19 protein-coding genes are annotated in these 23,265 nt (G+C 65.6%); 10 read left to right on the top strand and 9 right to left on the bottom strand.

Features of this window, described 5'->3' with window-relative positions; genetic code table 11:
- Positions 1-104: 104 nt before the first annotated feature.
- Positions 105-2,462 (top strand): efflux RND transporter permease subunit, encoded by a 2,358-nt coding sequence (locus QX048_RS15665; RefSeq protein ID WP_315826345.1) that lies wholly within the window; start codon positions 105-107, stop codon positions 2,460-2,462.
- Between the two features lie 320 nt (positions 2,463-2,782).
- Here the strand turns inward: QX048_RS15665 and QX048_RS15660 are convergent, their stop codons facing one another.
- Entirely contained in the window at positions 2,783-3,277 is a 495-nt protein-coding gene (locus QX048_RS15660) for a hypothetical protein (RefSeq protein WP_315826344.1), read from the bottom strand.
- 476 nt (positions 3,278-3,753) lie between these two features.
- Between QX048_RS15660 and QX048_RS15655 the strand changes: the two genes are divergently transcribed.
- The 5 genes from QX048_RS15655 to QX048_RS15635 all read left to right on the top strand — a co-directional run bounded on the left by QX048_RS15655 (position 3,754) and on the right by QX048_RS15635 (position 8,285).
- Positions 3,754-3,990, top strand: a complete 237-nt coding sequence (locus QX048_RS15655) for a hypothetical protein (RefSeq protein ID WP_315714894.1) — start codon at positions 3,754-3,756, stop codon at positions 3,988-3,990.
- Between the two features lie 222 nt (positions 3,991-4,212).
- Entirely contained in the window at positions 4,213-5,091 is an 879-nt protein-coding gene (gene hpnC / locus QX048_RS15650) for a squalene synthase HpnC (protein ID WP_315826343.1), read from the top strand.
- On the top strand, positions 5,088-5,927 hold the full coding sequence (gene hpnD / locus QX048_RS15645; RefSeq protein WP_315826342.1) for a presqualene diphosphate synthase HpnD: 840 nt from the start codon (positions 5,088-5,090) through the stop codon (positions 5,925-5,927). Before hpnC ends, hpnD begins: the two co-directional genes overlap by 4 nt.
- On the top strand, positions 5,927-7,177 hold the full coding sequence (hpnE, locus tag QX048_RS15640) for a hydroxysqualene dehydroxylase HpnE (protein WP_315826341.1): 1,251 nt from the start codon (positions 5,927-5,929) through the stop codon (positions 7,175-7,177). Before hpnD ends, hpnE begins: the two co-directional genes overlap by 1 nt.
- A gap of 343 nt (positions 7,178-7,520) precedes the next feature.
- On the top strand, positions 7,521-8,285 hold the full coding sequence (locus QX048_RS15635; RefSeq protein ID WP_409977888.1) for a phosphorylase: 765 nt from the start codon (positions 7,521-7,523) through the stop codon (positions 8,283-8,285).
- A 108-nt stretch (positions 8,286-8,393) separates the two neighbouring features.
- On the opposite strand, the gene hpnH is transcribed toward QX048_RS15635, so the two are convergent.
- Together hpnH and ispH are read right to left on the bottom strand one after the other, a co-directional pair.
- Positions 8,394-9,542 (bottom strand): adenosyl-hopene transferase HpnH, encoded by a 1,149-nt coding sequence (gene hpnH / locus QX048_RS15630; protein ID WP_315714889.1) that lies wholly within the window; start codon positions 9,540-9,542, stop codon positions 8,394-8,396.
- Positions 9,543-9,576: 34 nt separating this feature from the next.
- Positions 9,577-10,503, bottom strand: coding sequence for a 4-hydroxy-3-methylbut-2-enyl diphosphate reductase (ispH, locus tag QX048_RS15625; protein WP_315749245.1), 927 nt, complete (start codon positions 10,501-10,503; stop codon positions 9,577-9,579).
- A gap of 486 nt (positions 10,504-10,989) precedes the next feature.
- On the opposite strand from ispH, the gene QX048_RS15620 reads away from it, so the two are divergent.
- Positions 10,990-13,590, top strand: a complete 2,601-nt coding sequence (locus tag QX048_RS15620) for an MMPL family transporter (protein WP_315826339.1) — start codon at positions 10,990-10,992, stop codon at positions 13,588-13,590.
- A 62-nt stretch (positions 13,591-13,652) separates the two neighbouring features.
- Here QX048_RS15620 and QX048_RS15615 read toward each other — a convergent pair whose 3' ends face one another.
- A complete protein-coding gene (locus QX048_RS15615) occupies positions 13,653-14,279 on the bottom strand; it encodes a DUF2147 domain-containing protein (protein ID WP_409977889.1) in 627 nt (208 codons plus the stop codon).
- A gap of 101 nt (positions 14,280-14,380) precedes the next feature.
- Here QX048_RS15615 and hpnO point away from each other — a divergent pair, with 101 nt between their 5' ends.
- The gene (gene hpnO / locus QX048_RS15610; protein ID WP_315714885.1) at positions 14,381-15,772 is read left to right on the top strand and encodes an aminobacteriohopanetriol synthase HpnO; all 1,392 of its coding nucleotides are present in this window, start codon (positions 14,381-14,383) and stop codon (positions 15,770-15,772) included.
- Between the two features lie 110 nt (positions 15,773-15,882).
- On the opposite strand, the gene QX048_RS15605 is transcribed toward hpnO, so the two are convergent.
- The 4 genes from QX048_RS15605 to QX048_RS15590 form a co-directional block, all read right to left on the bottom strand.
- Entirely contained in the window at positions 15,883-16,674 is a 792-nt protein-coding gene (locus QX048_RS15605) for an anti-sigma factor (protein WP_315826338.1), read from the bottom strand.
- 3 nt (positions 16,675-16,677) lie between these two features.
- Positions 16,678-17,226 carry a sigma-70 family RNA polymerase sigma factor gene (locus tag QX048_RS15600; protein ID WP_315749251.1) on the bottom strand — a complete coding sequence of 183 codons (549 nt, stop codon included), beginning with the start codon at positions 17,224-17,226 and terminating at the stop codon, positions 16,678-16,680.
- Positions 17,227-17,323: 97 nt separating this feature from the next.
- Positions 17,324-17,641, bottom strand: coding sequence for a cupredoxin family copper-binding protein (locus tag QX048_RS15595; RefSeq protein ID WP_315749252.1), 318 nt, complete (start codon positions 17,639-17,641; stop codon positions 17,324-17,326).
- A 14-nt stretch (positions 17,642-17,655) separates the two neighbouring features.
- Positions 17,656-18,600 (bottom strand): metallophosphoesterase family protein, encoded by a 945-nt coding sequence (locus tag QX048_RS15590; RefSeq protein ID WP_315826337.1) that lies wholly within the window; start codon positions 18,598-18,600, stop codon positions 17,656-17,658.
- A 222-nt stretch (positions 18,601-18,822) separates the two neighbouring features.
- Here QX048_RS15590 and QX048_RS15585 point away from each other — a divergent pair, with 222 nt between their 5' ends.
- Positions 18,823-19,995: an acyltransferase gene (locus tag QX048_RS15585; protein ID WP_315826336.1), complete on the top strand. Its 1,173-nt coding sequence runs from the start codon at positions 18,823-18,825 to the stop codon at positions 19,993-19,995.
- A gap of 171 nt (positions 19,996-20,166) precedes the next feature.
- Here the strand turns inward: QX048_RS15585 and QX048_RS15580 are convergent, their stop codons facing one another.
- On the bottom strand, positions 20,167-21,786 hold the full coding sequence (locus QX048_RS15580; RefSeq protein ID WP_315826335.1) for a GMC family oxidoreductase: 1,620 nt from the start codon (positions 21,784-21,786) through the stop codon (positions 20,167-20,169).
- 173 nt (positions 21,787-21,959) lie between these two features.
- Between QX048_RS15580 and QX048_RS15575 the strand changes: the two genes are divergently transcribed.
- Complete coding sequence (locus tag QX048_RS15575) at positions 21,960-23,129, top strand: M20 aminoacylase family protein (protein ID WP_315826334.1); 1,170 nt, start codon at positions 21,960-21,962, stop codon at positions 23,127-23,129.
- The last annotated feature ends 136 nt before the right edge of the window (positions 23,130-23,265 follow it).

The following is a 23,265-nucleotide window of genomic DNA, read 5'->3' as shown; positions in this document are numbered from 1 at the left end:
TGCGGGCCACAATGCGGTCATCTCTGCTTCGCTGAGCGGCCTTATTTCTGCCCTATGCGCTCAGGCCCTCAGAATTGGGCCGCACCCCAACCACTGGACACCGCATGCTGGAAGTCAGGCACGACAACGAAGTCCATGTCGAGAAGGTCGAGCACCGGCCGGCCGACAGCATCGCTTTTGGCATCGAACGACTCGGCCTCCTCGCGGTCAAGGCGCCGATCTTCTCCTGCGTCGTCCTGCTCGTCCTCATCGTGGCGGCGGTGTTCGGCATCAAGCGCATCCAGATCGACGATTCGCTCAGCCAGCTGTTTCGCTCCGACAGCAAGGAATTCCACCAGTACGAGGAGGTGACGAAGAAGTTCCCGGCCGAGGAATTCGACGTCCTCGTCGTGGTCGAGGGCCAGACCTTGCTGGCCCGCCAGAACCTCGAGAAGCTTCGTGACTTCGTGACCGACCTGCAACTGGTCGAGGGTACCCGTGGCCTGGTGTCGCTGTTCTCGGCCCGTCAGGCGCCGGCGCCCGGCAAGCTGCCGGCAGCGCTGTTTCCGTCGGATCTGCCGGAGGGCGAGGCCTACGACAAGTTCATCGAAACGGTGAAGTCGAACGAGATCATCCGCGGCAAGCTGTTGTCGGAGGACGGCACGCTCGCCCTGATCGTGCTGTCGCTCGAGCCCAAGGTGGTCGCCTCGAACGATCTCGGGAAGGTGGTGGGCGACATCCGGAAGCTGATGGCGGAGGACCTCGCCGACACCGGCCTGAATGTCCAGCTTTCCGGCGTGCCGGTCATGCAGCTCGAGATCCGCAACGCGGTGGAACGCGACGGGCTGACCTACAACATTCTCGGCATTCTCGCCGGCTGCATCATCGCCATCATCTTCTTCCGCAAGGTCTCCTTCATGATCGCAGCGGCGTTTCCGCCGCTGATCGCGATCATGCTCGCGCTCGGCGCGCTCGGCTGGGCCAATTTCAATCTCAACATGTTCCTGAACGTGATGACGCCGCTCATCATGGTCATCAGCTTCTCCGATTCGATGCAGCTTACCTTCGCCGCCCGCGACCGCCTGATCGCGGGTCAGGACAAGGTGACGGCGTTCAAGAACGCCGTGCTGGTCGTCGGCCCGGCTTGCGTGCTGACCCACGCCACCGCCGGCATTTCCTTCATCGCCCTGCAGTTTTCCGACAGCGACCTGATCCGCAAGTTCGGCGAGGCGGGGCTCGCAGCCACCATCATCGCGCTGGTCGCGGTGCTGTCGCTGGTGCCGGTGTTCGGCGTGCTGCTGGTGCGCAACGAGAAGACATTCGCGGTCAAATTCCAGGGCGCCGACGCCGGCGTCCAGGCGCTGCGCAATTTCTGCTACTGGATCGCGGTGCGCATGGTCGGCCGTCCCGGCCTGTTCAGCCTGATCGCGGTGCTGTTCGTCGGCTCGCTCGCGGTGGTGTATTCGACCCTGGAGCCGCGCTATCGCCTCGCCGACCAGGTGCCTGACAAGCAGCAGGCGGTTGCAGCGAGCAACCGGCTCGATGCCAAGCTGACCGGCGCCAATCCGGTCAACGTGCTCATCCAGTTTCCGAAGGGCGCCTCGCTCTATGCGCTGGAGACGTTGCAGGCGATCGCCGACGTCCATGCCACCGTCGAAAAGACCGCTGGTGTCGGCAACGTCTGGTCGGTCGAGACGCTCCGGCGCTGGCTGGCCGAGAAGGCCGGCTCGTCGGATACGGCGACGTTGCAGGAATACGTCAATCTGATCCCCGAGCACCTCGTGCGCCGCTTCATCGACAAGGAACAGGATGCCGTGGTGGTCGCCGGCCGTGTGCCGGATGTCGATTCCAGCCAGCTGCTGCCGGTGGTGGACAAGCTCGACCGCGAGCTCGATGCGGTGAGAAAGAGGCATCCCGGCTATGAAATTGCCGTTACCGGTCTCGCCGCCATCGCCGCGCGCAACTCCGCCGGCATGATCGAAAAGCTCAACCATGGGCTGACGATCGAGTTCGCGCTGGTGGCGATGTTCATCGGGCTGGCCTTCCGGTCCTGGGTCGTCATGCTCGCCTGCATCCTGCCCGGCATTTTCCCTGTCGTGATGTCGGGTACCGTGCTGTGGGCAATGGGGGAGGGGCTGCAATTTGCCAGCGTGGTGGCGCTCACGGTCTCTTTCGGCCTTGGCCTGTCGGCGACTATCCACTTCCTGAACCGGCTGCGGATGGAAAGCGCGCCCGGCGTCAGTGCCGCCGTCGCAGTGGAGCGCGCCACCGTGCTGGTCGGACCGGCGCTGATCCTCACCACCGTGGTGCTGGCCTGCGGCCTGGTCGTCACCGTGTTCTCGGATCTGCCGTCGCTGCGGCTGTTCGGTTGGCTCAGCGCGTTCTCGATGGTGGCGGCGCTGTTTGCCGACCTCTTCATCCTCCGCCCGACCGCGATGTTCCTGATCAACCTGTCGCAGAAGCTGAAGCGCAAGCCGCTTTAGCCCAGGCTGTTGCGTAAACCAGGGCCGTCATCACCGGCGAAAGCGTGTGATCCAGCACGCCGCGGCCTATCGGTTCAATCAGGACAGCCTCTGGAATACTGGAGCGCCCGGTCCCGTCTGCGCCTTCGGCTTCGACGCGGCTATGAGTTCAAGGGCGCGCCGGAGCTTTAGCGAAGGCGGCAAGCCGGGCGACGACAGCGGCGGGTCTCATTCGTATCCGACGGCTGCGGAAGCACCGCAAAACAAAACGGCCCTGACATTGTCAGGGCCGTTTGCGCATTCGACTGCCCGTGAGCGCGCGACGCGCTCCGGTCCAAGGATCAGGTCTTCGACATCGTGATGTTGACGCCGCGGATCTCGCCCTTGGAGGAGATCTGCACGACCTGCTTGTTGCCGCTGGTCCTCAGGGTGATGCTGGCGGCGAAGCCGGCGGCCTGCACGAACACGTCGATCTGGCCGTTGCCGGCGGTGCCCTGCAGCTCGCCGTTCACGTTGCGGCTGGATTCGCTCCAGTTGCCGGAGATGCGATCGCCCTGGCTGGTGACGTCACTGGTCAGGAGGAACTTGTAGCTGTCGCTGGCGCATTGCAGGCTCTGCTTCAGATTGGCGCCGGCCACCTTGTAGCTGGCCTTGCAGCGGATGCGCTCGGTGGTGCCGTCCGACAGCGCGACCGTGCCGTTGCCCGACCACGAGCCGTCGAAGCCGGCGAACGGGCCCGACTGAGCCTGAACTGCGGTCGCCGCCACGAACAGTGCCGCTCCGAGACCGGCGGCCTTGATGACGTGCCCCGAGAAAGATGAGCCGAACAGTTTCATATCGAGTTTCCCATCCAAAATGACACCGCTGTGTCGGCGTATGCCGCCGCTTCGAACACTTGGTGTTCTCGCCGAAGGTTAGGTTCAAATGACGGCCGGTCGGGCGCTGCGACCGGATGCCATGATGCCCGCCGACGCCGTGCGACCGGTCGGCGCCGAATGGTCGTCCTCGCAAGACGGCTGCACGCAAGCCGCCTCGACGGCGCTGCATCTAACGGTCCGCGCGGCATGCTTGCAACAGCCAAATGCGAAAAACGTGTTCCGAGAATAACGCCCTAGTATCAACGCCTTGTTTGTGCCAAAGCTGTGATCTCCGAGCTTGATCCGCTCGGGATCATAGGGCGCAAATTTGGCCGCATTTGGCAGCGTACCTCCGGCGCTGGGGGGCTTGCGGTCCTTGCCAAACCAAACAGGTGTTTCCCGGGCAGCATCGGCGATCCGGGAGGTCTCCTCTGCTGTCAAAATGAAGGAACACGATGCGTAAGATTTTCCTGGCACTTTCCCTGCTGTCGTCGGTGTCCGTTTCCACCGGTGCGTTTGCGCAAGGCCGCGGCGGCACGCCCGAAGAGCAGGCGGCCTGCACGCGTGACGTTCAGAAGTTCTGCCGTGCCGTCATCGATCAGGGTGACTTCACCATTCTGGCGTGCCTCAAGGAGAACCGGCCCAAGATCAGCCCGGCCTGCGACCAGGTGCTGAAGACCCACAACCAGTAAGCGGTTGCCGTTCGGAACGGTTGTTTCCGAACTCCCTTGGTTAACGACCGCCGGCCCGCCCCTCGGGGGAGGCCGGCGGTTCGGTCCTATGGGCTGCCCGACATCGATTGCATTGGTTTTGGCGGGATCTTCGCCTATATGGGGCGAGCAATCCGTTCGCATGAGCGAAGCGGCGGGCATTGTTTTCGGTAGCGCCCTTTCAACCTGATAGCTGTTTCGTCCATGACCACCGCGAGCGATTTGCGATCCGGCAAGACACACCGGGACGAGAACTTTCCGGTGGCGTCGTGGATCATCCGTCCCGAGCACCGGGGGCTGATCCTCGCCTTCTACAATTTCGTGCGCACCGCCGACGACATCGCCGACCATCCGAGCCTGCCGGGCGACGAGAAGCTGCGGCTGCTCGATCTGCTCGAAGCCGAGCTGACCGGGACTGGCGAAACCCAGGACGTCGCCGTCAGCCTGCGCCGGGCGCTCGCCGAGCGCGGCATGCCGCCTCGGCACGCGCTCGATCTGCTGGTCGCCTTCCGGATGGACGTGACCAAGCTGCGCTACGAAAACTGGGACGAGGTCATCCACTACTGCCGCTACTCGGCGATGCCGGTCGGCCGCTTCATGCTCGACGTGCACGGCGAGTCCACCGCGACCTGGCCGGCCTCGGACGCGATCTGTGCGGGCCTGCAGATCAACAACCACCTGCAGGACTGCGGCAAGGACTACAAGGCGCTCAACCGCGTGTATCTGCCGCGCGATGCGCTGGCGGAAGCCGGCGCGACCGTCGAGATGCTCGGCGAGGCCAAGTCGCCGCCGCCTCTGCTGGCCTGCCTGCAGAAGCTCGCGGTGCGCAACGCGGCGCTGCTCGATGAGGGCAGGGACCTCAACAGCGGCGTCAAGGATTTCCGCTTCGGACTGGAGATCGCCGTGATCCAGGCTTTCGCCGACCGCATCGTGGCGTTGCTGAAGGTGCGCGATCCGCTGAGCGAGCGCGTGCACCTGTCGCCCGTCGGCATGCTCGGCCTCACCTTCACGTCGGTCATGGGCGAGATCGGCCGCCGCGTGGCCGGGCGTCATCCCGTCACCAAATCGGCAGCCGGCGCATGACCCTCGAGGCAACCGCAGACAATATCGATCACGGCACGGCGGCCTCCGGCAGCTCGTTCTATGCCGCCATGCGCATCCTGCCGCGCGCCCAGCGCGACGCGATGTTCCAGGTCTACAGCTTCTGCCGCGAGGTCGACGACATCGCCGATTCCGACGGCCCGCGGCCCGAGCGGCTGGCGGCGCTGCAGAAATGGCGCGACGACATCGACGCTCTGTACCAGGGCAACCCGCCGCCGCGGCTGCGCGACTATGTCAGCTCGGTGAAGACCTTCGGGCTGAAGCGCGAGGACTTCCTCGCCATCATCGACGGCATGGAGATGGACGTGCCGCAGGAGATCCGCGCGCCGGATCTCGCGACGCTCGACCTTTATTGCGACCGCGTGGCGAGCGCGGTCGGCCGCCTCTCGGTGCGCATCTTCGGCATGCCCGAGGAGGACGGCATCCTGCTCGCGCACCATCTCGGCCGCGCGCTGCAGCTCACCAACATCCTGCGCGACATCGACGAGGATGCCGGCATCGGCCGGCTCTATCTGCCGCGCGAGGCGCTGCTGTTCGCCGGCATCACCGGCGACGATCCGGTCAAGGTCACGCAGGAGCGCGCGCTGCCCAAGGTCTGCAGCTCGGTTGCGGTCAGGGCCAAGACGCATTTCGAGAAGGCCGACGAGATCATGCGGCGAAATCGCCGGCGCGCCGTGCGGGCGCCGCGGATCATGTCAAAATACTATCGTGCCGTGTTCGACCTCTTGCTCGAGCGAGGTTTCGCGCTGCCGCGCGAGCCCGTCCGCGTGAGCAAGCTCACGAAGATCGGCATCATCCTTCGTTACGCAATCATCTGATGCAGAAGACAGCTCACATCATCGGCGCCGGCGTGTCCGGCCTTTCCGCCGGCGTGCGGCTCGCCAATGCGGGCTACATCGTCCATGTCCACGAGGCGACGCAGCAGCTCGGCGGCCGCTGCCGGTCCTATTACGACGCCGCGACCGACCTGGTGATCGACAACGGCAACCATTTGCTGCTGTCGGCCAATCATCACGTGCTGTCCTATGCCCGCGCGATCGGCTCGGAAGCGGGGCTGGTCGGGCCGGAGAAGGCGCAGTTCGCCTTCGTCGACATCCGGAGCGGCCAGCGCTGGCTGCTCGATCTCGGCAACGGCCGCCTGCCGCTGTGGGTGTTCGACGAGGGTCGCCGCGTGCCGGATACCAAGCTCGGCGACTACCTCGCGCTGTCGCCGCTGATCTGGGCCGGTACGTCCAGGACGATCGGCAGCACGATTCCCTGCAAGGGTACGCTGTATGACCGTCTGGTGCAGCCGCTGCTGCTTGCGGCGCTGAACTGCGATCCGCCGGAAGGGTCGGCGGGGCTGGCCGGCGCCATCGTCCGCGAGACCTTGCTCGCCGGCGGCCAGGCCTGCCGGCCGCTGATCGCGCGCGACGGCCTGTCGGGCGTGCTGATCGATCCGGCCGTGAAATTCCTGGAAGGCAAGGGCGGCAGCGTGCGGATCGGCCGCGAGCTGCGCGGCCTCGACGATGCGGGTGGTCGCGTCACCGGGCTCAGGTTCGGCGGCGATGAAACCGTCGCGCTCGGTCCGTCCGATGTCATGGTGCTCGCCGTGCCGCCGCGGCCGGCGATGGCCCTGCTGCCGGGGCTCACGGGGCCGACGAAATATCGTGCCATCGTCAATGCCCATTTCCGCATCACGCCGCCGCGCGATGCACCAGCTCTTCTCGGGGTTGTCGGCGGCCTGGTCGAGTGGCTGTTCGCCTTCCCGCAGCGGCTCTCGGTCACCATCAGCAATGGCGATCGCCTCGTCGACGTGCCGCGCGAGGAGCTCGCCGCCGCGATCTGGGCCGACGTCTGCAAGGCCGCCGGGATCACGGCGGAGCTGCCGCCGTGGCAGATCGTGCGCGAGCGTCGCGCCACCTTCGAGGCGACGCCCGAGCAGAACGCGCTCCGACCGGGAGCGAAGACGGCGTTCGGCAATCTCGCTCTGGCGGGGGACTGGACCGATACCGGCCTGCCGGCAACCATCGAAGGCTCGGTGCGCTCCGGCGACCGCGCTGCGAATCTCCTGCTCGGGCACGGCTGACCGGCGCAGGGGCGGCCGAATCTGCCCGCGCCGTCATGCCGCTTGCCGTGAGTCTCACATTTTCGTGGCGTAGTTCTTGCTTAAGGTTCCACGCCCGGTGGCACCGGCGCAATCTGTTCCAGGACGGAACAGGGATCGGCGGGGCCAAATGGCAACACCGGGCAAAAAACGCATCAGGTGCCGGTGCAGTGCGGCGCAAACGGGGTTTCCTCGCGGATTTTTTCTGCGTAATCCTCGGTTTGTTAAGGCCTTTCCGCTCTGGCGCCGCCGTGGCTGAGGCTTTGGAACAAGAGACGGAGACGTCGGATCACGCGACGTCCGAGAAGGTGTCAGGGGTCGGATTGTGAAGTTGGGGATGGGGGACGACACGTCCGCGGATCGCCCGATTGATTCGCGGCCGGTCTTGGTCGTGACGGGCTTGGTGCAGGAGGCCCGGATTGCTGCCGGGCCCGGCATGATGGTGATCTGCAGCTCGAGCGACCCCAGGCAGTTGCGCTCGCTGCTCACCGTGTTCGATCCGACCTCGATCCGCGGCGTCGTCAGCTTCGGCGTGGCCGGCGGTCTCGATCCGAGCCTCAAGGCCGGTGACATCGTCGTCGCCACCGAAGTGACCGCCGGCGATGCCCGCTGGCTGTCGGGCCTGTCGCTGCGCGAGGAGCACATCGCCCGCGCCGCCCTGAAGAAGCGCCGCGTTGTGCGCGGCGTGCTCGCCGGGGCCGAAGAGGTGGTGGTGGCCCAGGCCCGCAAGGCGGCGCTGCGCATGAAGACCGGCGCGGCCGCGGTCGACATGGAGAGCCACATCGCCGCTGCCTATGCCGCCGAGTACGGGCTGCCGTTCGCGGCGCTGCGGGTGATCTCCGATCCCGCCCATCGCACCCTCCCGTCGCTTGCCAAGGACGCCATCAAGCCCAACGGCGACATCGACCTTCCGATGATCCTGCGCGGCGTCGCCCGCAATCCGGCCGTGCTGCGCGGCCTGGTGTCGACGGGCATCGAGTTCAATCGCGCCCTGCGCTCGCTGCGCGGCGCGCGCGACCTGCTGCTGAGCGGCATGCTGGCGGCTGAGCATTTCCTCGAGACCGAGACGCTGGCCGCTGCCGAGGCGTGAGCCGTTTGCTCATCGCCGAGCGTAGCGTCCATCCCGATCCACAGATCAGTTCAATGAAAAAGGCCGCCGATCACTCGGCGGCCTTTTGATTGATCAGAGCCGTGAAGATCAGGCGGCCGTCGAGGCCTTCTGCTGCGCCTCGATCGCCTCGTCGTGACGGATCTCGGAGAGGCGCTTCTGCACCTCCGACGAGAACACGTACTGCGCCGGGCGCTGCTTGGAGAGATCGATCTCCGGCGCCATCGGACCCTCGGTCTTGATGCCACGCAGCGACACGAACATCGCCTTGATCGGGTTGGTCAGCGCCGCATTGGCGGCGGTCGCCTCGTAGCCGCAATGCGCCATGCAGTCGGCACACTTCTCGTACTTGCCGGTGCCGTAGGAGTCCCAGTCGGTGGTCTCCATCAGCTCCTTGAAGGTCTTGGTGTAGCCTTCGCCGAGCAGATAGCAGGGCTTCTGCCAGCCGAAGATGTTGCGCGCAGGCATGCCCCAGGGGGTGCACTCGAACTCCTGGTTGCCGGCCAGGAAGTCGAGGAACAGACCGGAATGCATGAAATTCCACTTCTTGCCCTTGCCGAGCTTGAAGACGTCGCGGAACAGCTGCTTGGTCTTGGTGCGGTTGAGGAAGTGCTCCTGGTCCGGCGCGCGCTCGTAGGCGTAGCCGGGCGACATGGTGACGCCGACGCCGAGCTCGGTGGTGAAGTCCAGGAACTTGGCGATCTCCTCGGCGGGGTGGCCGTCGAACACCGTGGCGTTGACGTTCACCGTGAACCCGCGCGCCTTGGCGGCCTTGATCGCGGAGACGGCGCGGTCGAACACGCCCTTCTGCGACACCGCCTTGTCGTGATGCTCGCGCAGGCCGTCGAGGTGCACCGAGAAGAACAAATACGGCGACGGCTCGAACAGGTCGAGCTTCTTCTCCAGCAGCAGCGCGTTGGTGCAGAGCGAGACGAACTTCTTGCGGGCGACCAGGCCGCGCACGATCTCGCCGATCTCCTTGTGGATCAGCGGCTCGCCGCCGGGGATGGCGACCATCGGCGCGCCGCACTCGTCGGCCGCGTCCCAGCACTCCTGCGCGCTCATGCGGCGGTTGAGGATCGCGTCGGGATAGTCGATCTTGCCGCAGCCGGCGCACGCCAGGTTGCAGCGGAACAGCGGCTCCAGCATCAGCACGAGCGGATAGCGTTTCCGGCCGAGAAGCTTCTGCTTCATCAGATAGGCCCCGATACGCAGTTCCTTATGGAAGGGGATTGCCATTACGTCTCTTCTTTCTGGACCAAACGAGGACCGATCAGCCCGCGACCAATTCGGCCGGCAGGCGGAATTCGATGTTTTCTTCCCGCCCCGGGACCACCGCGACCTCGACCGGTCCGATGCGCCGCAGGGCTTCGATGACGTCGTCGACGAGAACTTCGGGAGCCGAGGCGCCGGCGGTGATGCCGACGGCTTTGGCATCCTTCAGCCAAACCGGATCGAGCTCGCTGCCATCAGCGATCAGATAGCTTGCGACCCCGGCCTCGGTGCCGATCTCGCGCAGTCTGTTCGAGTTGGAGCTGTTGGCGGCGCCCACCACCAGGATGACGTCCACCAGCTTGCTTAAGTCCCTTACCGCAGATTGCCGGTTCTGTGTCGCATAGCAGATATCCCGGATATCGGGACCTTGAAGGTCTGTAAAGCGGGCTTGAAGGGCTAAAATGATGTCCTTGGTGTCGTCCACGCTGAGCGTGGTCTGGGTAATATAGGCCAGCGGGGTATCGACCGGCAGGGGCAGGGTGGCCACATCGGCCACGTTCTGCACCAGATGGACCGGGCCGGGAACCTGGCCCATGGTTCCCTCGACTTCCGGGTGGCCGGCATGGCCGATAAGTACCAGGGTACGGCCTTTGGACATGTAGCGCTTGCCCTGGTTGTGGACCTTGGTCACCAGCGGGCAGGTGGCATTGAGCACCGGCAGCCCGCGGGCGGCCGCTTCCTCCTCCACCGTCCGGGCGACGCCGTGGGCGCTGAACACGGTGACGGCGCGCGGGGGGACCTCGGAGAGGTCCTCGACGAAGATGGCGCCCTTGGCCTTCAGGCTCTCGACCACGTGCTTGTTGTGGACGATCTCATGACGCACATAGACCGGCGGGCCATACTTCTCCAGCGCGCGCTCCACGATCTCGATCGCACGCACGACTCCAGCACAAAAACCGCGCGGCTGCGCGAGATACACCTGCATTGGACGTCCAGCCACGTTGCCTCACTTTCGACCTGGCACCTCCGTGCGTGCGACAGGGTTGCAATAATCGCACCAGCGAATGCCCAATGGCCCGCCACACGGATGGAAACGCAGGACTTTGTGTCAAAAATCGAGCGAAGAAGAAAGCCGGTCTGCAAGTGGCTCGCATGTGACACGTCGCACACAGCTCGCGACAGGTCGCCGGTAATTTAGTAATTATAAATTAGATCAATTAATTGAGTTGGTTATGCTCTCACTCGTTCGTCACTTTACCGCCGAGAACAGCCGCTATATCAGCCGCCCCGACGGTTCCGTGCATCGTTCGACCTGATCCGCCGTCGACGGACCACCCTCGTCTTCAAGGTTGGGCCAGGCCGGGTCGGGGCGCCGCTCAGGATGTGTGCGTCCGGGGCTCGCCCTGATCGGGGAACTCCGCCATGAAGCGGACGTTTCCGCCCAGCTCTCTAAACATTAGAAAGTCACGAAGTGCTGACCACGTTTGTCGTCTCGATCGTCAAGGCCTGCACCCGGTTTGCCTGGCCGACATTGATTGCGGCCCTGCTGCTCTCCGTAGGCGCGGGCTTCTATACGGCGCGTCATTTCTCCATCAATACCGACATCAACAAGCTGATTTCGCCCGAGCTCGACTGGCGCAAGCGCGACCAGCAGTACGAGCAGGCCTTCGATCGCGATCGGATGATCCTGGCGGTGGTCGAAGCGGCGACGCCCGAGATGACAGGTGTGGCGGCCGATGCGCTCGCCAAGAAGCTCAAGGGCGACACCGCGAACTTCTCATCGGTCGAGCTGCTCGGCGGCGGCGAGTTCTTCGCCAGGAACGGCCTGCTGTTCCTGCCGACCGAGGAGGTCAAGCAGCTCACGGACCAGTTCGCGGCGGCAGCGCCGCTCGTCGAGATCATGGCCGGGGACCCCTCGATCCGCGGCCTGACCGGTGCGCTGGAGACCGGCCTTGCCGGCGTCAAGCGCGGCCAGGTCAAGCTGGACAATGCCGCACGGCCGTTCGACTACATCTCCCAGACGGTGGAGACCGTGCTCGACAAGGGCGATGCGACCTTTTCCTGGCGCCAGCTGATCTCCGACAAGCCGCTCGAAGACAGCGACAAGCGCGCCTTCATCCATTTCAAGCCGATCCTCGACTACCAGGCCCTGGAGCCCGGCAAGGCCGCCACCGATGCGATCCGGCAGGCCGCGGCCGAGCTCGATTTCCCCAACCGCTTTCACGCGCGCGTGCGGCTGACCGGTCCGGTGCCGATCGCCAACGAGGAATACGCCACCGTGCAGGAGGGCGCCGTCGTCAACGGCATCGGCACCGTGGTCGTCGTGCTGATCATCCTGTGGCTGGCGCTGCATTCGGCCAAGATCATCTCGGCCGTGTTCATCAACCTGTTCATCGGCCTCGCCCTCACCACGGCCGTCGGCCTGATGATGGTCGGCTCGCTCAATCTGCTGTCGGTTGCGTTCGCCGTGCTGTTCATCGGCCTGGGCGTCGATTTCGGCATCCAGTTCAGCGTGCGCTACCGCTCCGAGCGATTCAAGAACGACAATCTGCCGGAGGCGCTGGCGGAAGCCGCGCGCCGCTCCGCGGTGCCGCTGTCGCTCGCGGCGATGGCAACGGCTGCCGGCTTCCTGTGCTTCCTGCCGACCGACTACAAGGGCATCTCCGAGCTCGGCGCCATCGCCGGCGCCGGCATGATCATCGCGTTCCTGTCGTCGATCACGGTGCTGCCGGCGCTGCTGAGGATTCTCAATCCGCCCGGCGAGAAGGAGCCGGTCGGCTATGCCTTCCTGGCGCCGGTCGATCATTTCCTCGAGAAGCACCGCGTGCCGATCATCGTCGGCACGCTCGGCCTGGTCGTCGCCGGCCTGCCGCTGCTCTACTACATGAAGTTCGACTTCAACCCGATGAACCTGCGCAATCCGCGCGCCGAGTCGATCGCGACCTATCTCGACCTGCGAAAGGATCCGAACACGGGCGCCAACGCGATCGACGTGCTGACGCGCTCCGAGACCGAGGCCAAGGCGATCGAGGCCAAGCTCGAGAAGCTCCCCGAAGTGGCGCGCGTGATGTCGCTCGACAGCTTCGTCCCCCAGGACCAGCCGGCCAAGCTGAAGCTGATCGCGCAGGGCGCGAAGGTGCTGGGGCCTGCGCTCAGTCCGGATCAGGTCGATGCGGCGCCGAGCGACAAGGAGAATGTCGACGCCCTGAACTCGACCGTCGACAATCTCCGGCGCACCGCGGGCGAGAGCAATGGGCCGGGCGCGGTCGCGTCGCGGCGGCTCGCAGATGCGCTTGCCAGGCTCGCGGGCGCGAGCGAGGCGGTTCGCAACAAGGCACAGGCGGTGTTCGTCGAGCCGTGGAAGATCACGCTGACGCAGCTCAGCGCCACCCTGCAGGCGCAGCCGGTCAGCCTCGCGAACCTGCCGCCGGAACTGGTGTCGCAGTGGAAGAGCAAGGACGGACTGATTCGGGTCGAGGCCCAGCCCAAGGGCGATCCGAACGACAACGACAATCTCAGGCGATTCGCCAACGCCGTCCTGACGGCCGAGCCCAACGCGATCGGCGGGCCGGTCTCGATCCTGAAGTCCGGTGACACGATCGTGAAGGCATTCATCCACGCCGGCATCTACTCGCTGGTCGTGATCAGCCTGCTGCTGTGGGTGACCTTGAAGCGCTTCACCGACGTGCTGATGACGATCGTGCCGCTGCTGGTCGCAGGCGCCGTGACGTTGGAGATCTGCGTGCTGATCAAGCTGCCGCTGAACTTCGCCAACATCGTCGCTCTGCCGCTCCTGCTTGGCATTGGCGTCGCGTTCAAGATCTACTACGTGGTGGCGTGGCGCGGCGGCCGCACCAATTTGCTCCAGACCAGCCTGACCCGGGCGATCTTCTTCAGCGCGCTGACGACGGCGACCGCATTCGGCAGCCTGTGGCTGTCGAGCCATCCCGGCACGTCCAGCATGGGCAAGCTGCTGGCGCTGTCGCTGGTCACCACGCTCGCCGCCGTGCTGCTGTTCCAGCCGGCCCTGATGGGCAAGCCTCGCGAGGTCAAGGAGCAAGAGGGCTCTTGATCACCGAATAGAAAAAGCGGCCGATCTCTCGGCCGCTTTTTTGTTCGGGTGACGGACGCCAACTAGCGGGCGCGCGCAATATCGGGCAGCAGGCAGATATCGCCGACCTGGTCCGCGGGCTTGTGTCCCGGCTTGGCCGATGCGGTTGCGCCACTGCCGACGCCGGTCGTGGTCTTGGCCGCCGGGGCAGGGGCCGGCGCGATTGGTTTCTGTGTACCTTTGGCCATGCTGTTTACGGGGCTCGACGGGATCGGCGGAGCAACCCGCGTCCAGGTCTCGCCGCCGCACAGGAAGCCGAGCACGCAGCCCTTGATCTCCAGGTGATCGGGGTCGACCGGCGTGATGGTGGAGCTGTAGAGCTGCCCATCCTTGGCGTTGTAGACTTGGCCTTCCCACGCGTCTGCGCCGGGCTTCTTCTTCATGTCGATCAGGATCGGCATGCCGAGCGTCGGCCGGCTCTGGCGGGCCGGATCGGGGTTGTTGCTGTCGCGTCCGCCCGGGGTCTTCTCCCAGGCCACGACGCCCCACATGCTGCCATTACATTGTGCGACTCGGATGTTAGCGACGCCGTCGGCGACCCGCCAGTCGCCGGTGGGGTCGGCCGCGAGCGCGGAAGAAATTCCTGCTGCGAACACGACTGCGGAGTATGCTAGTGTCGTCGACATGAGATATCTAAGGCGATGCAACATTGGCAGAAACCCGTGCTTGCTTTGATGGTGCGAATGAGGGCAAAACGCCGCATTGCGCGTTTTCAGTTGACGTCACGTCCATCAACCGAAGTATGTAGCCGATGCTAAAACCCAATCTAGACGTTTCCGAGATGTTTGTGGAGCGCCAAGCGCAGCGCAGCACGATGCACTCTCGGCATCTGAACGAGCAGCTTGTCCGCGTTCTAAAGACGATTGGATATGATGTTGGGTTCCAGAAGGGACAAGGGCAATATCTCTACGATCGTGATGGCGCCCGTTATCTTGATCTGCTCAGCGGTTTTGGCGTCTTTGCAATCGGCCGCAATCATCCGACGCTGCGTGCCGCGCTGAAAAGCGTCCTCGACACCGATCTGCCGAATCTCGTTCAGCTCGACGTCTCGACCTTGGCGGGCGTTCTTGCCGAGCGGCTGCTGGAATATGTCCCGTATCTGGACAAGGTGTTCTTCGCCAATTCCGGCGCCGAGACGGTGGAAGCCGCGATCAAATTCGCGCGTGGCGCGACCGGCCGGCCCGGCATCGTCTATTGCGGGCACTCCTATCACGGTCTCACCTACGGCGCGCTGTCGCTGACCGATGATTCGAACTTCCGCAACGGCTTCGAGCCGCTGCTGCCGGGCTGCACGGCGATCCCCTTCAACGATCTCGCCGCGCTCGAGCAGGCGCTGTCGTCGCGCGAGATCGCAGCGTTCATCGTCGAGCCGATCCAGGGCAAGGGCGTCAACATGCCCTCCGACGAGTTCCTGCCCGGCGCCGCGGCGCTCTGCAAGAAATACGGCACCATCTTCATCGCCGACGAGATCCAGACCGGCATGGGCCGCACCGGGCGGTTCCTTGCGGTGGAACATTGGAACGTCGAACCCGACATGGTGCTGCTGTCGAAGGCGCTGTCCGGGGGCCATGTTCCGGTCGGCGCGCTGCTGACGCGCAAGCAGATCTTCGACAAGATCTTCAACCGCATGGACCGCGCCGTGGTGCACGGCTCGACCTTCGCCAAGAACGACCTCGCGATGGCCGCCGGCATTGCCACGCTCGAGGTGATGAAGGCCGAGAAGCTGGTGGAGGCCGCAGCCAAGCGCGGCGCCGAGCTTCGGCTGGCGCTGACGCGGATGGTGCCGGGCTACGAGCTGCTCAAGGAAGTGCGCGGCAAGGGACTGATGATCGGCGTCGAGTTCGGTCCGCCGAAATCGCTGCGCCTCAAGGCGTCGTGGACCATGCTGGAGAGCGCCAACAAGGGCCTGTTCTGCCAGCTCATCACGGTGCCGCTGTTCAAGGATCACAAGATCCTGACCCAGGTCGCCGGCCACGGCTTGCATACGATCAAGCTGCTGCCGCCGCTGACCATCACCGAAGAGGACTGCGCCTGGATCGAGCGCGCCTTCGACGACGTCATCGCGCAGAGCCACAAGGTCCCCGGCGCGATCTGGTCGCTCGGCAAAACCCTGGTCGACAACGCGATCCGCAAGTCGGCGTGATGTTCGCATCGGGTGGGCAAAGGCGCGTGGCGCCGTGCCCACCGTTTCAGTTCGTCTCCGGACAGACCGTGGGCACGCTTCGCTCGCAACGACTGAAGCGCAAGAGCGCGTCACCCCTCCTTGTTCGCACCCATCGCGCGCTCGAACCGCTCGCCGAACTCGTTGAGTTCGTCGGCACCGATATCGCTGACCGCCCAATAGCTCAGACCGCGGTCGCGCCAAGAGCGGATGTTGAAGCCCTGGATCGTGTCCATCCGTGCGGCGCGGCGCTCGGTGGACGAGGTCTGCGCCACGAACAGATTGATCACGTGCTGGCGGCGGCGATAGACCACCGCGCCGATCGCGCGTGCGTCGACGTAATCGAGCCGCCCGCCGATGAGGGTGAAGCCCTGCGCGGTCAGATCGATCACCGGCGGCGCGACGTCGAGCTTGCCGTTGAACCAGGGCTTGACGGTGTGCTGGTCGGTCGAGATGACGTCGGTGAGGTGGCCGGCCTGTAGCGAGCGCAGATGCGCCGAGACGATCTCGGCCTCGATCCGCTGCTGGTCGTCATTGCGCAGCACGATGGCGACGAGGCCGGTGGCGGCCAGCGCCGACACCGCCGAGCCCAGGGCGAAGCCTCGCAGCAGCGTGCGGCGGCTCGGCGGCACTGCAGCGAGCGGGATGATGGAGGCCGCATCGGCCGGCGGCAGGGCGGCTTCGATGCGCTGGCGCAAGGCAGGGGACGCCCTGTAGCCGAGGTCGGTGCCGGCGAGCATCTGCTTCATCTGCCTGATCGCAGCAAGCTCCGCGGCGCAGCGCGGGCAGGTCGCAACATGGGCTTCGACCTCACGAGCGTGGCCGGCATCGAGCTCGCCATCGGCCAGCGCGTGGATCAGGATCTCGGCTTCATCGCAGGTCATGGCTTAAGGCTCCTCTTGCGCGAGCCAGGCGGCGCGCAGCATCGCGCGGGCGCGGGCAAGACGCGACATCACGGTGCCGACCGGCACGCCGGCGGCCTCCGCGATCTCGCGATAGGACAGATTGTTGACCTCGCGCATGACGAACGTCTCGCGAAACGGCTCGGCCAGCGTGTCGATCAGCCGGCGGATCGCCGAGGCATCACGTTCCCGCAACACGGCGCCTTCCGGCGTCTCGGCGCTCTCCTGCCACAGCGGGGGCTGCTCGGCCGCTTCCGGCGCGTCATCGAGCGCCTTGACCGGCGCGCCGGCCCGGCGCGCGAATTCGGCGTGGCAGACATTGCGCAGGATCGCGAACAGCCACGGTTTCATCGCCGGGCCGCGATAGGTGTCGAAATGCTTCAGCGCGCGCAGGTAGCATTCCTGCACCGCGTCCTCGGCGTCGGCGGCGTTGCGCAGCAGATAGCGCGCCAGCGTGTAGGCATCGTCGAGATAGGGCAGCGCCGCCTCGCGGAAGCGTCGCGCCTTCTCGGGATCGTCACTGGCTGTCGTCACCGGCGAGGTCTCCGGCCCGGTTCGCGGTCGCACGGCGCGGCCGGCGGTACGCCGCCGACCGGCCCATCCGACGATGCTCATGCCCTGGTTCGCGATGCTACTCAACCTTGATCAGCCCCGTCATGTGCGGATGCAGCGAACAGAAATATTTGTAGTCGCCGGCGGCTGCGAACGTGAAGGAGAAGCTGTCGTCGGTGTCGAGCGTTTTCGATCGGTATTTCCCGGCCGACACCACCGTGTGCGGAATGTCGTCGTGGTTGGTCCAGGTGACGGTGTCGCCGACCTTCACCGTCACTTCGGTCGGGGTGAAGGTGAAATTGTCGATCGTGACCTTGATGGTCTCGGCGCGCAGCGGCGTGGCGCAAACAAGCAGTACGGCGGCCAAGCCGGCACCGCGAAGAACAGGCTGGATCATCGCGTTTTCGTCCCTCAGCCCGCAAGCGGCGTGTCGATGATCGCGAGCCGCTCGGCCCCGACCTTGAAGTCGATGCTGGCAATGCCGAGCAGGCTGCGCAGCCTGGCGTCCTCGACCTTCATCGGGCCGGGCGAGGGCGCCGTGCCCGGCGCCGGCTGCGGAAAGGCGGTCGAGCGCGCGGTATGGAAGGTGACGTTGCCTTCGACCTTCTGCATCACCTGATGGATATGGCCGTTCAGCACCGTCACCGAGCCGAAGCCCTTCAGGCTGTCGAGCGCGCGCCCGCCATCCTCGGTCCCCCAGCCCCATTGTGGATACACCGTCCACAGCGGGATGTGCGCGAACACCACGATCGGCGTCGATTTCGAGCGGCCCTTGAGATCCTGCTCGAGCCAGGCAAGCTGCTCGGCGCCGAGATTGCCGAGCCCGCCGGCCTTGAGATCGACCACGTTGACGAGCCCGACGAAGTGCACGCCATTGGCATCGAACGAATACCAGCCGGCACCGCGCGTGCCCTTGCCGTAGCGCTCCTTGTAGAGCTTGACGTCCTCGTCGAGGAAGTCGTGCTCGCCCGGCACGTAGTGCACGTCGAGCCTGGACTGCGAGATGATGCGGTCGGCATCGTCGAACTCAGCTGCCTTCGACAGATGCGAGATGTCGCCGGTATGGATCATGAAGGCGGGCTTCACCGGCATCGCCTTGATGCGGTTGACGGCCTCCTCGAGCGTGCCGGTCGCGTTGGGATTGGCTGGCTTGTCGAAGCCGACATGGCTGTCGCTGATCTGCAGGAAGGTCAGGCCGGGCGCGGGCTGCTCGGCCGCCCGCGCCGCGTCGACCAGGCCGAGCGAACGTGGCACGCCGCCCGACAGCGTCCAGAGCACGCCCGTGCCCGCCCATGTCATGCACTCCAGCACCTTGCGGCGGCTGACGCCGTTCTCGTCATGATCACCAAGGCTCATCGTCATCTCCCGTTGTCCGTCATCGGGCTTGCGGGTGAGAAGAGCGGTCGCGGCCCGGTTTTATTCCCGGCTTCTCGCGATCGAAACGCGATGACGTGTTCGTGATCATGCCGGCCATGGCCGGCGGCTCACCTGGTCACGCAGGATGTGGCGCAGGGCCGCGCGAATGACATGAGCGGCGCGCGCCGCCGAGGGGCGGCTGATGGACTGGATGCGACGTCGATGCATGAGCGCGTGACCCCGACCCTGCAACGAACCGAGACGTCGCGCGATCGGATCGTGCCGCTCGACCGCGCCAGGACCTTCATCACGCTCTCGGTCGTGCTCTATCACTCCGCCATCAACTACACCGATTTCGGCCAGGGCGGCGACCGCATGCACTGGCTCGGCTTCGATCTCGTCGCGCTGTTCAACGACAGCTACTTCATGTCGTGCATGTTCTTCATCTCCGGCCTGTTCGTGCCGGCAAGCCTGGCGGGCAGGGGCGCGTCGGACTATGTCGGGCGCCGTGCGCTGCGGCTCGGCGTGCCCTATATCGTGTCGATCTTCGTGATCATGCCGATCGCCTACTACCGCTACTACGTGGCGGAGGATCAGTTCAGCGCGGTGTGGTGGCGGATGATCAGCGAGGGGCCGTGGCCGTCCGGCTCGGCCTGGTTTCTCGGCGTGCTGCTGGGGTTTGATATGCTGGCTGCGCTCGTCTGGGTCCTGGCACCGCAGGCGGTCGGCGCACTCGGGCGTTGGGCGGGAATGGTGCTGCACTATCCGCTCACTGGCTTCCTGATCTTCCTCGTGATCGCCAACCTGGTCTATCTGCCGCCGCATCTCGGCTTCGGTGACGGATTCTGGTTCATGCCCGGACATTTTCCGCTGCCGCTGCAGGCGAGCCGGGTGCTGCTCTATCCGGCCTTCTTCGTCGGCGGCGTCGCGATCGGCGCAGCCGGGCTGCGGACGGGGCCGTTCGCAGCCGACGGCGCGCTGGTGCGGCGCTGGTCGATCTGGTTCGGTCTTTCCTACGGCTGCTATGGCGCGATCCTGTTGCTGGCCTACGCGCATCACAACTGGATCGCCGATTTCGATTCCCCGCCACTGTGGTGGCGCGCGGCCTATGGCATGGCGGTGGCGAGCGTCTGCGCCGCGATGGCGTTCGGCGTGCCGACCTTCTTCCTGCGCTGGGCGAAGGCACCGCTGGCGCTGATGGATCGCCTGCAGCCGTCGGCCTACGGCATCTACCTGCTGCACTTCCTGCCGCTGCTGTGGCTGCAATATCTGGTCTACGACCCGGCTTGGCCGGCGGGAGTGAAGTTCGCGATCGTGCTGATCGGCACGCTGTCGGTGAGCTGGCTCGCCGCAGCACTGTTGCGCCGGGTTCCGCTGGTGGCGCGGATCATTTGAAGCTGAACCTCTCTGACGTCAAAGGCCACCGTTCATTGATGGTGTCATTGCGAGCGGCGTCCTTGCGCGCGAAGCCGACGAAGCAATCCAGAGTCGGGAGGAGGCTCTGAATTGCTTCGCTTCGCCGCTTCGCTTCCAATGACGGCAGCGGTGGTTGTTGGACGTGAGCGCCTAGCGCCCATCCTCCAAGATCATCGACGCCGCCTTCTCTGCGATCATCGCCGTCGGCGTGTTGGTGTTGCCTGACGTGATGGTCGGCATGATCGAGGCATCGGCGACGCGCAGCCGTTCGATGCCGCGAAAGCGCAGCCGCTCGTCGACCACGGCCATCGGATCATCAGCGGAGCCCATCTTCGCCGTGCCGACCGGATGAAAGATCGTCGTGCCGATGTCACCGGCGGCCTTGGCCAGCGCCGCGTCGTCATCGCCGACGGATGGGCCGGGCAGATATTCCTCCGGCCTGTAGGCGGCGAGCGCATTCTGCTTCATCAACCGGCGGGTGACGCGGATGGCGTCGGCCGCCACCTGGCGGTCGTCCTCGGTCGCCAGGTAGTTCGGCGCGATCGATGGCGCCTCGTCTATCCCCGCCGACCTGATCCGGACCGTGCCGCGCGAGGTCGGACGCAGGTTGCAGGCGCTGACCGTGATCGCGGGAAAGCGATGCAGGGGATCGCCGAACTTGTCGAGCGACAGCGGCTGCACGTGGAACTGGATGTTGGCGCGGTCGCGCGTCGCATCCGAGCGCGTAAAGATGCCGAGCTGCGACGGCGCCATGGTCAGCGGCCCGCGGCGCCGGAACGCGTAGTCGAGCCCCATCAGGCCGCGCCGCGCCAGCGAGTAGTACGTCTCGTTCAGCGTCTTCACGCCCGTGACCTTGTAGATCGCGCGCTGCTGCAGATGGTCCTGCAGGTTGCGTCCCACGCCCGGTCTGTCGAGGACGACATCGATGCCGAGCTCGCCGAGCCAATCCGCAGGGCCGATGCCCGAGCGCTGCAGCACCTGCACCGAGCCGATCGAGCCGGCGCTCAGGATCACCTCGCCCCTGGTGCGCGCCTCGATGGTCTCGCCATTCTGCTGGAAGCGCACGCCGACGGCGCGGCCGTTCTTGACGATCAGGCGGTCGACGAGGACGTTGGTTTCCAGCCGCAGATTGGCGCGGTTCAGCGCCGGCTTGAGGAAGCCGCGCGCCGACGACCAGCGCCGGCCGCGCTTCTGGTTGACGTGGAAATAGCTGATGCCTTCATTGTCGCCGGTATTGAAGTCGGGGATGCGGCGGAGGCCCATCTGCTCGGCGGCATCGCCGACCGCGTCAAGCACCGCCCAGGACAGCCGGGGGGCCTCGATGCGCCAGCCGCCGCCGGTGCCGTGATGCTCGCTCTCGCCGAGAAAATGATCCTCCAGCCTTTTGAACACCGGGAGCACGTCGGCATAGCTCCAACCGGCGAGACCGAGCTGGCGCCAATGGTCGTAGTCAGCGGCCTGGCCGCGCATCGAGATCATGGCGTTGATCGCCGAGCAGCCGCCGATCACCTTGCCGCGGGGGTAGGCCAGCGAGCGGCCGTTCAGCCCCGGCTCGGCCTCGGTGCGAAACATCCAGTCCGAGCGCGGATTGCCGATCGCGAAGAGGTAGCCGACCGGAATATGGAACCAGATCCAATTGTCATTGCCGCCGGCCTCGAGAATCAGGACGCGGCGCTTCGGATCGGCCGACAGCCGGTTGGCGAGGATGCAGCCGGCGGTGCCGGCGCCCACCACGATATAGTCGTAATCCCCCTCGAGCTGTCTCGGCATCGGTATTCCCTTCCCATCGTTGCCAGCTTTTAGTCAGCTCAGACGGGGCCGGACAAGCGCCACGTTCATGGCTGGTTGACCGAGCCATGAGACGGGCGCAGCCCTTATCTTGGGCGGTGCGGCTTTTGCATGCTAAACAGGCGCAAAGTCCCATCGGAGTTACGAGATTCCCCATGCCCATCGTCAACCGCGTCGCCGATCTGCAGCCCGATATCCAGGCCTGGAGGCGGGATATCCATTCGCATCCGGAGCTGCTCTACGACGTGCACCGGACGGCGGCCTTCGTCACCGAGCGGCTGCGCGAGTTCGGCTGCGATGAGGTCGTGACGGGCCTCGGCAAGACCGGCGTGGTCGGCGTCATCAAGGGCCGCAAGCCCGGCCACGGCGAGGTGAAGGTGCTCGGGTTGCGCGCCGACATGGACGCGCTGCCGATCGAGGAGGCGACCGGGCTGCCCTATGCCTCGAAGACCCCGGGCATGATGCATGCCTGCGGCCACGACGGTCACACCGCGATGCTGCTCGGCGCCGCGCGCTATCTCGCCGAGACCCGCAACTTCGCCGGCGAGGTCGCGGTGATCTTCCAGCCCGCCGAGGAGGGCGGTGGCGGTGCGGACGCGATGATCAAGGACGGGCTGATCGACCGTTTCAAGATCGACCAGGTTTACGGAATGCACAACGGGCCCGGCCTGCCGGTCGGCGCGTTTGCCATTCGCCAGGGGCCGCTGATGGCATCGACCGATGCGGTCGACATCGCGATCGAGGGCCATGGCGGTCATGCCGCCAAGCCGCACAATTGCATCGACTCCCTGCTGGTCGGCGCCCAGCTTGTCACCGCGCTGCAGCAGATCGTGTCGCGCAGCGTCGACCCGCTGGAGGCCGCGGTGTTGTCGATCTGCGAGTTCCACGCCGGCAATGCCCGTAATGTGATTCCGCAGAGCGCGGTGCTGCGCGGCACCGTGCGGACGCTGACGCCGAAGGTACGTGAGCTGATGGAGAAGCGCGTGCGCGAGGTCGTGACCGGCGTCGCCCAGATGACCGGCGCCAAGATCGACCTGAACTATGCACGCGGCTATCCTGTCGTCATCAATCACGCCGAGCAGACCGAGATCGCGATCCGCGCCGCAAAGGAGGTCGCGGGCGACGCCAACGTGCACGAGATGCCGCCGATGATGGGCGGCGAGGACTTCGCCTACATGCTCGAGGCGCGCCCCGGCGCCTTCATCTTCGTCGGCAATGGCGACAGCGCCGGCCTGCATCACCCCGCCTACAACTTCAATGACGAGGCGATCGTCTACGGCACCTCGTTCTTCATCAAGGTGGTGGAGAATACGCTGGCGGCGTGAGGCTCGCGGCCGCGTGCGGCGGCACCGCCGCGATCAGGCACGAAAGTGGACTGGCAGGGCCCGTGCGATGAGCGCGGGCCTTTTGCTTTCCATATGCACGTCGAGCTTCATGAGCTACGCGAGAATGTGCGCTGCC

The sequence above is a fragment of the Bradyrhizobium sp. SZCCHNS30572 genome (assembly GCF_032484415.1).
In the GTDB taxonomy this organism is placed as follows: Bacteria; Pseudomonadota; Alphaproteobacteria; order Rhizobiales; family Xanthobacteraceae; genus Bradyrhizobium.
Note: the sequence above shows the minus strand (reverse complement) of the source record. Positions and strands in the feature narration are given on the sequence as shown.

What these genes read in the sequence shown, in the direction of transcription:
- QX048_RS15605 (WP_315826338.1), bottom strand. Translation starts at nt 16,674, where the DNA reads ATGACCTGCGATGAAGCCGAGATCCTGATCCACGCGCTGGCCGATGGC.
- ispH (WP_315749245.1), bottom strand. Translation starts at nt 10,503, where the DNA reads ATGCAGGTGTATCTCGCGCAGCCGCGCGGTTTTTGTGCTGGAGTCGTG.
- QX048_RS15665 (WP_315826345.1), top strand. Translation starts at nt 105, where the DNA reads ATGCTGGAAGTCAGGCACGACAACGAAGTCCATGTCGAGAAGGTCGAG.
- QX048_RS15580 (WP_315826335.1), bottom strand. Translation starts at nt 21,786, where the DNA reads ATGCCGAGACAGCTCGAGGGGGATTACGACTATATCGTGGTGGGCGCC.
- hpnH (WP_315714889.1), bottom strand. Translation starts at nt 9,542, where the DNA reads ATGGCAATCCCCTTCCATAAGGAACTGCGTATCGGGGCCTATCTGATG.
- hpnE (WP_315826341.1), top strand. Translation starts at nt 5,927, where the DNA reads ATGCAGAAGACAGCTCACATCATCGGCGCCGGCGTGTCCGGCCTTTCC.
- hpnC (WP_315826343.1), top strand. Translation starts at nt 4,213, where the DNA reads ATGACCACCGCGAGCGATTTGCGATCCGGCAAGACACACCGGGACGAG.
- hpnD (WP_315826342.1), top strand. Translation starts at nt 5,088, where the DNA reads ATGACCCTCGAGGCAACCGCAGACAATATCGATCACGGCACGGCGGCC.
- QX048_RS15655 (WP_315714894.1), top strand. Translation starts at nt 3,754, where the DNA reads ATGCGTAAGATTTTCCTGGCACTTTCCCTGCTGTCGTCGGTGTCCGTT.
- QX048_RS15595 (WP_315749252.1), bottom strand. Translation starts at nt 17,641, where the DNA reads ATGATCCAGCCTGTTCTTCGCGGTGCCGGCTTGGCCGCCGTACTGCTT.
- QX048_RS15585 (WP_315826336.1), top strand. Translation starts at nt 18,823, where the DNA reads ATGCATGAGCGCGTGACCCCGACCCTGCAACGAACCGAGACGTCGCGC.
- QX048_RS15660 (WP_315826344.1), bottom strand. Translation starts at nt 3,277, where the DNA reads ATGAAACTGTTCGGCTCATCTTTCTCGGGGCACGTCATCAAGGCCGCC.
- QX048_RS15590 (WP_315826337.1), bottom strand. Translation starts at nt 18,600, where the DNA reads ATGAGCCTTGGTGATCATGACGAGAACGGCGTCAGCCGCCGCAAGGTG.
- hpnO (WP_315714885.1), top strand. Translation starts at nt 14,381, where the DNA reads ATGCTAAAACCCAATCTAGACGTTTCCGAGATGTTTGTGGAGCGCCAA.
- QX048_RS15575 (WP_315826334.1), top strand. Translation starts at nt 21,960, where the DNA reads ATGCCCATCGTCAACCGCGTCGCCGATCTGCAGCCCGATATCCAGGCC.
- QX048_RS15615 (WP_409977889.1), bottom strand. Translation starts at nt 14,279, where the DNA reads ATGTTGCATCGCCTTAGATATCTCATGTCGACGACACTAGCATACTCC.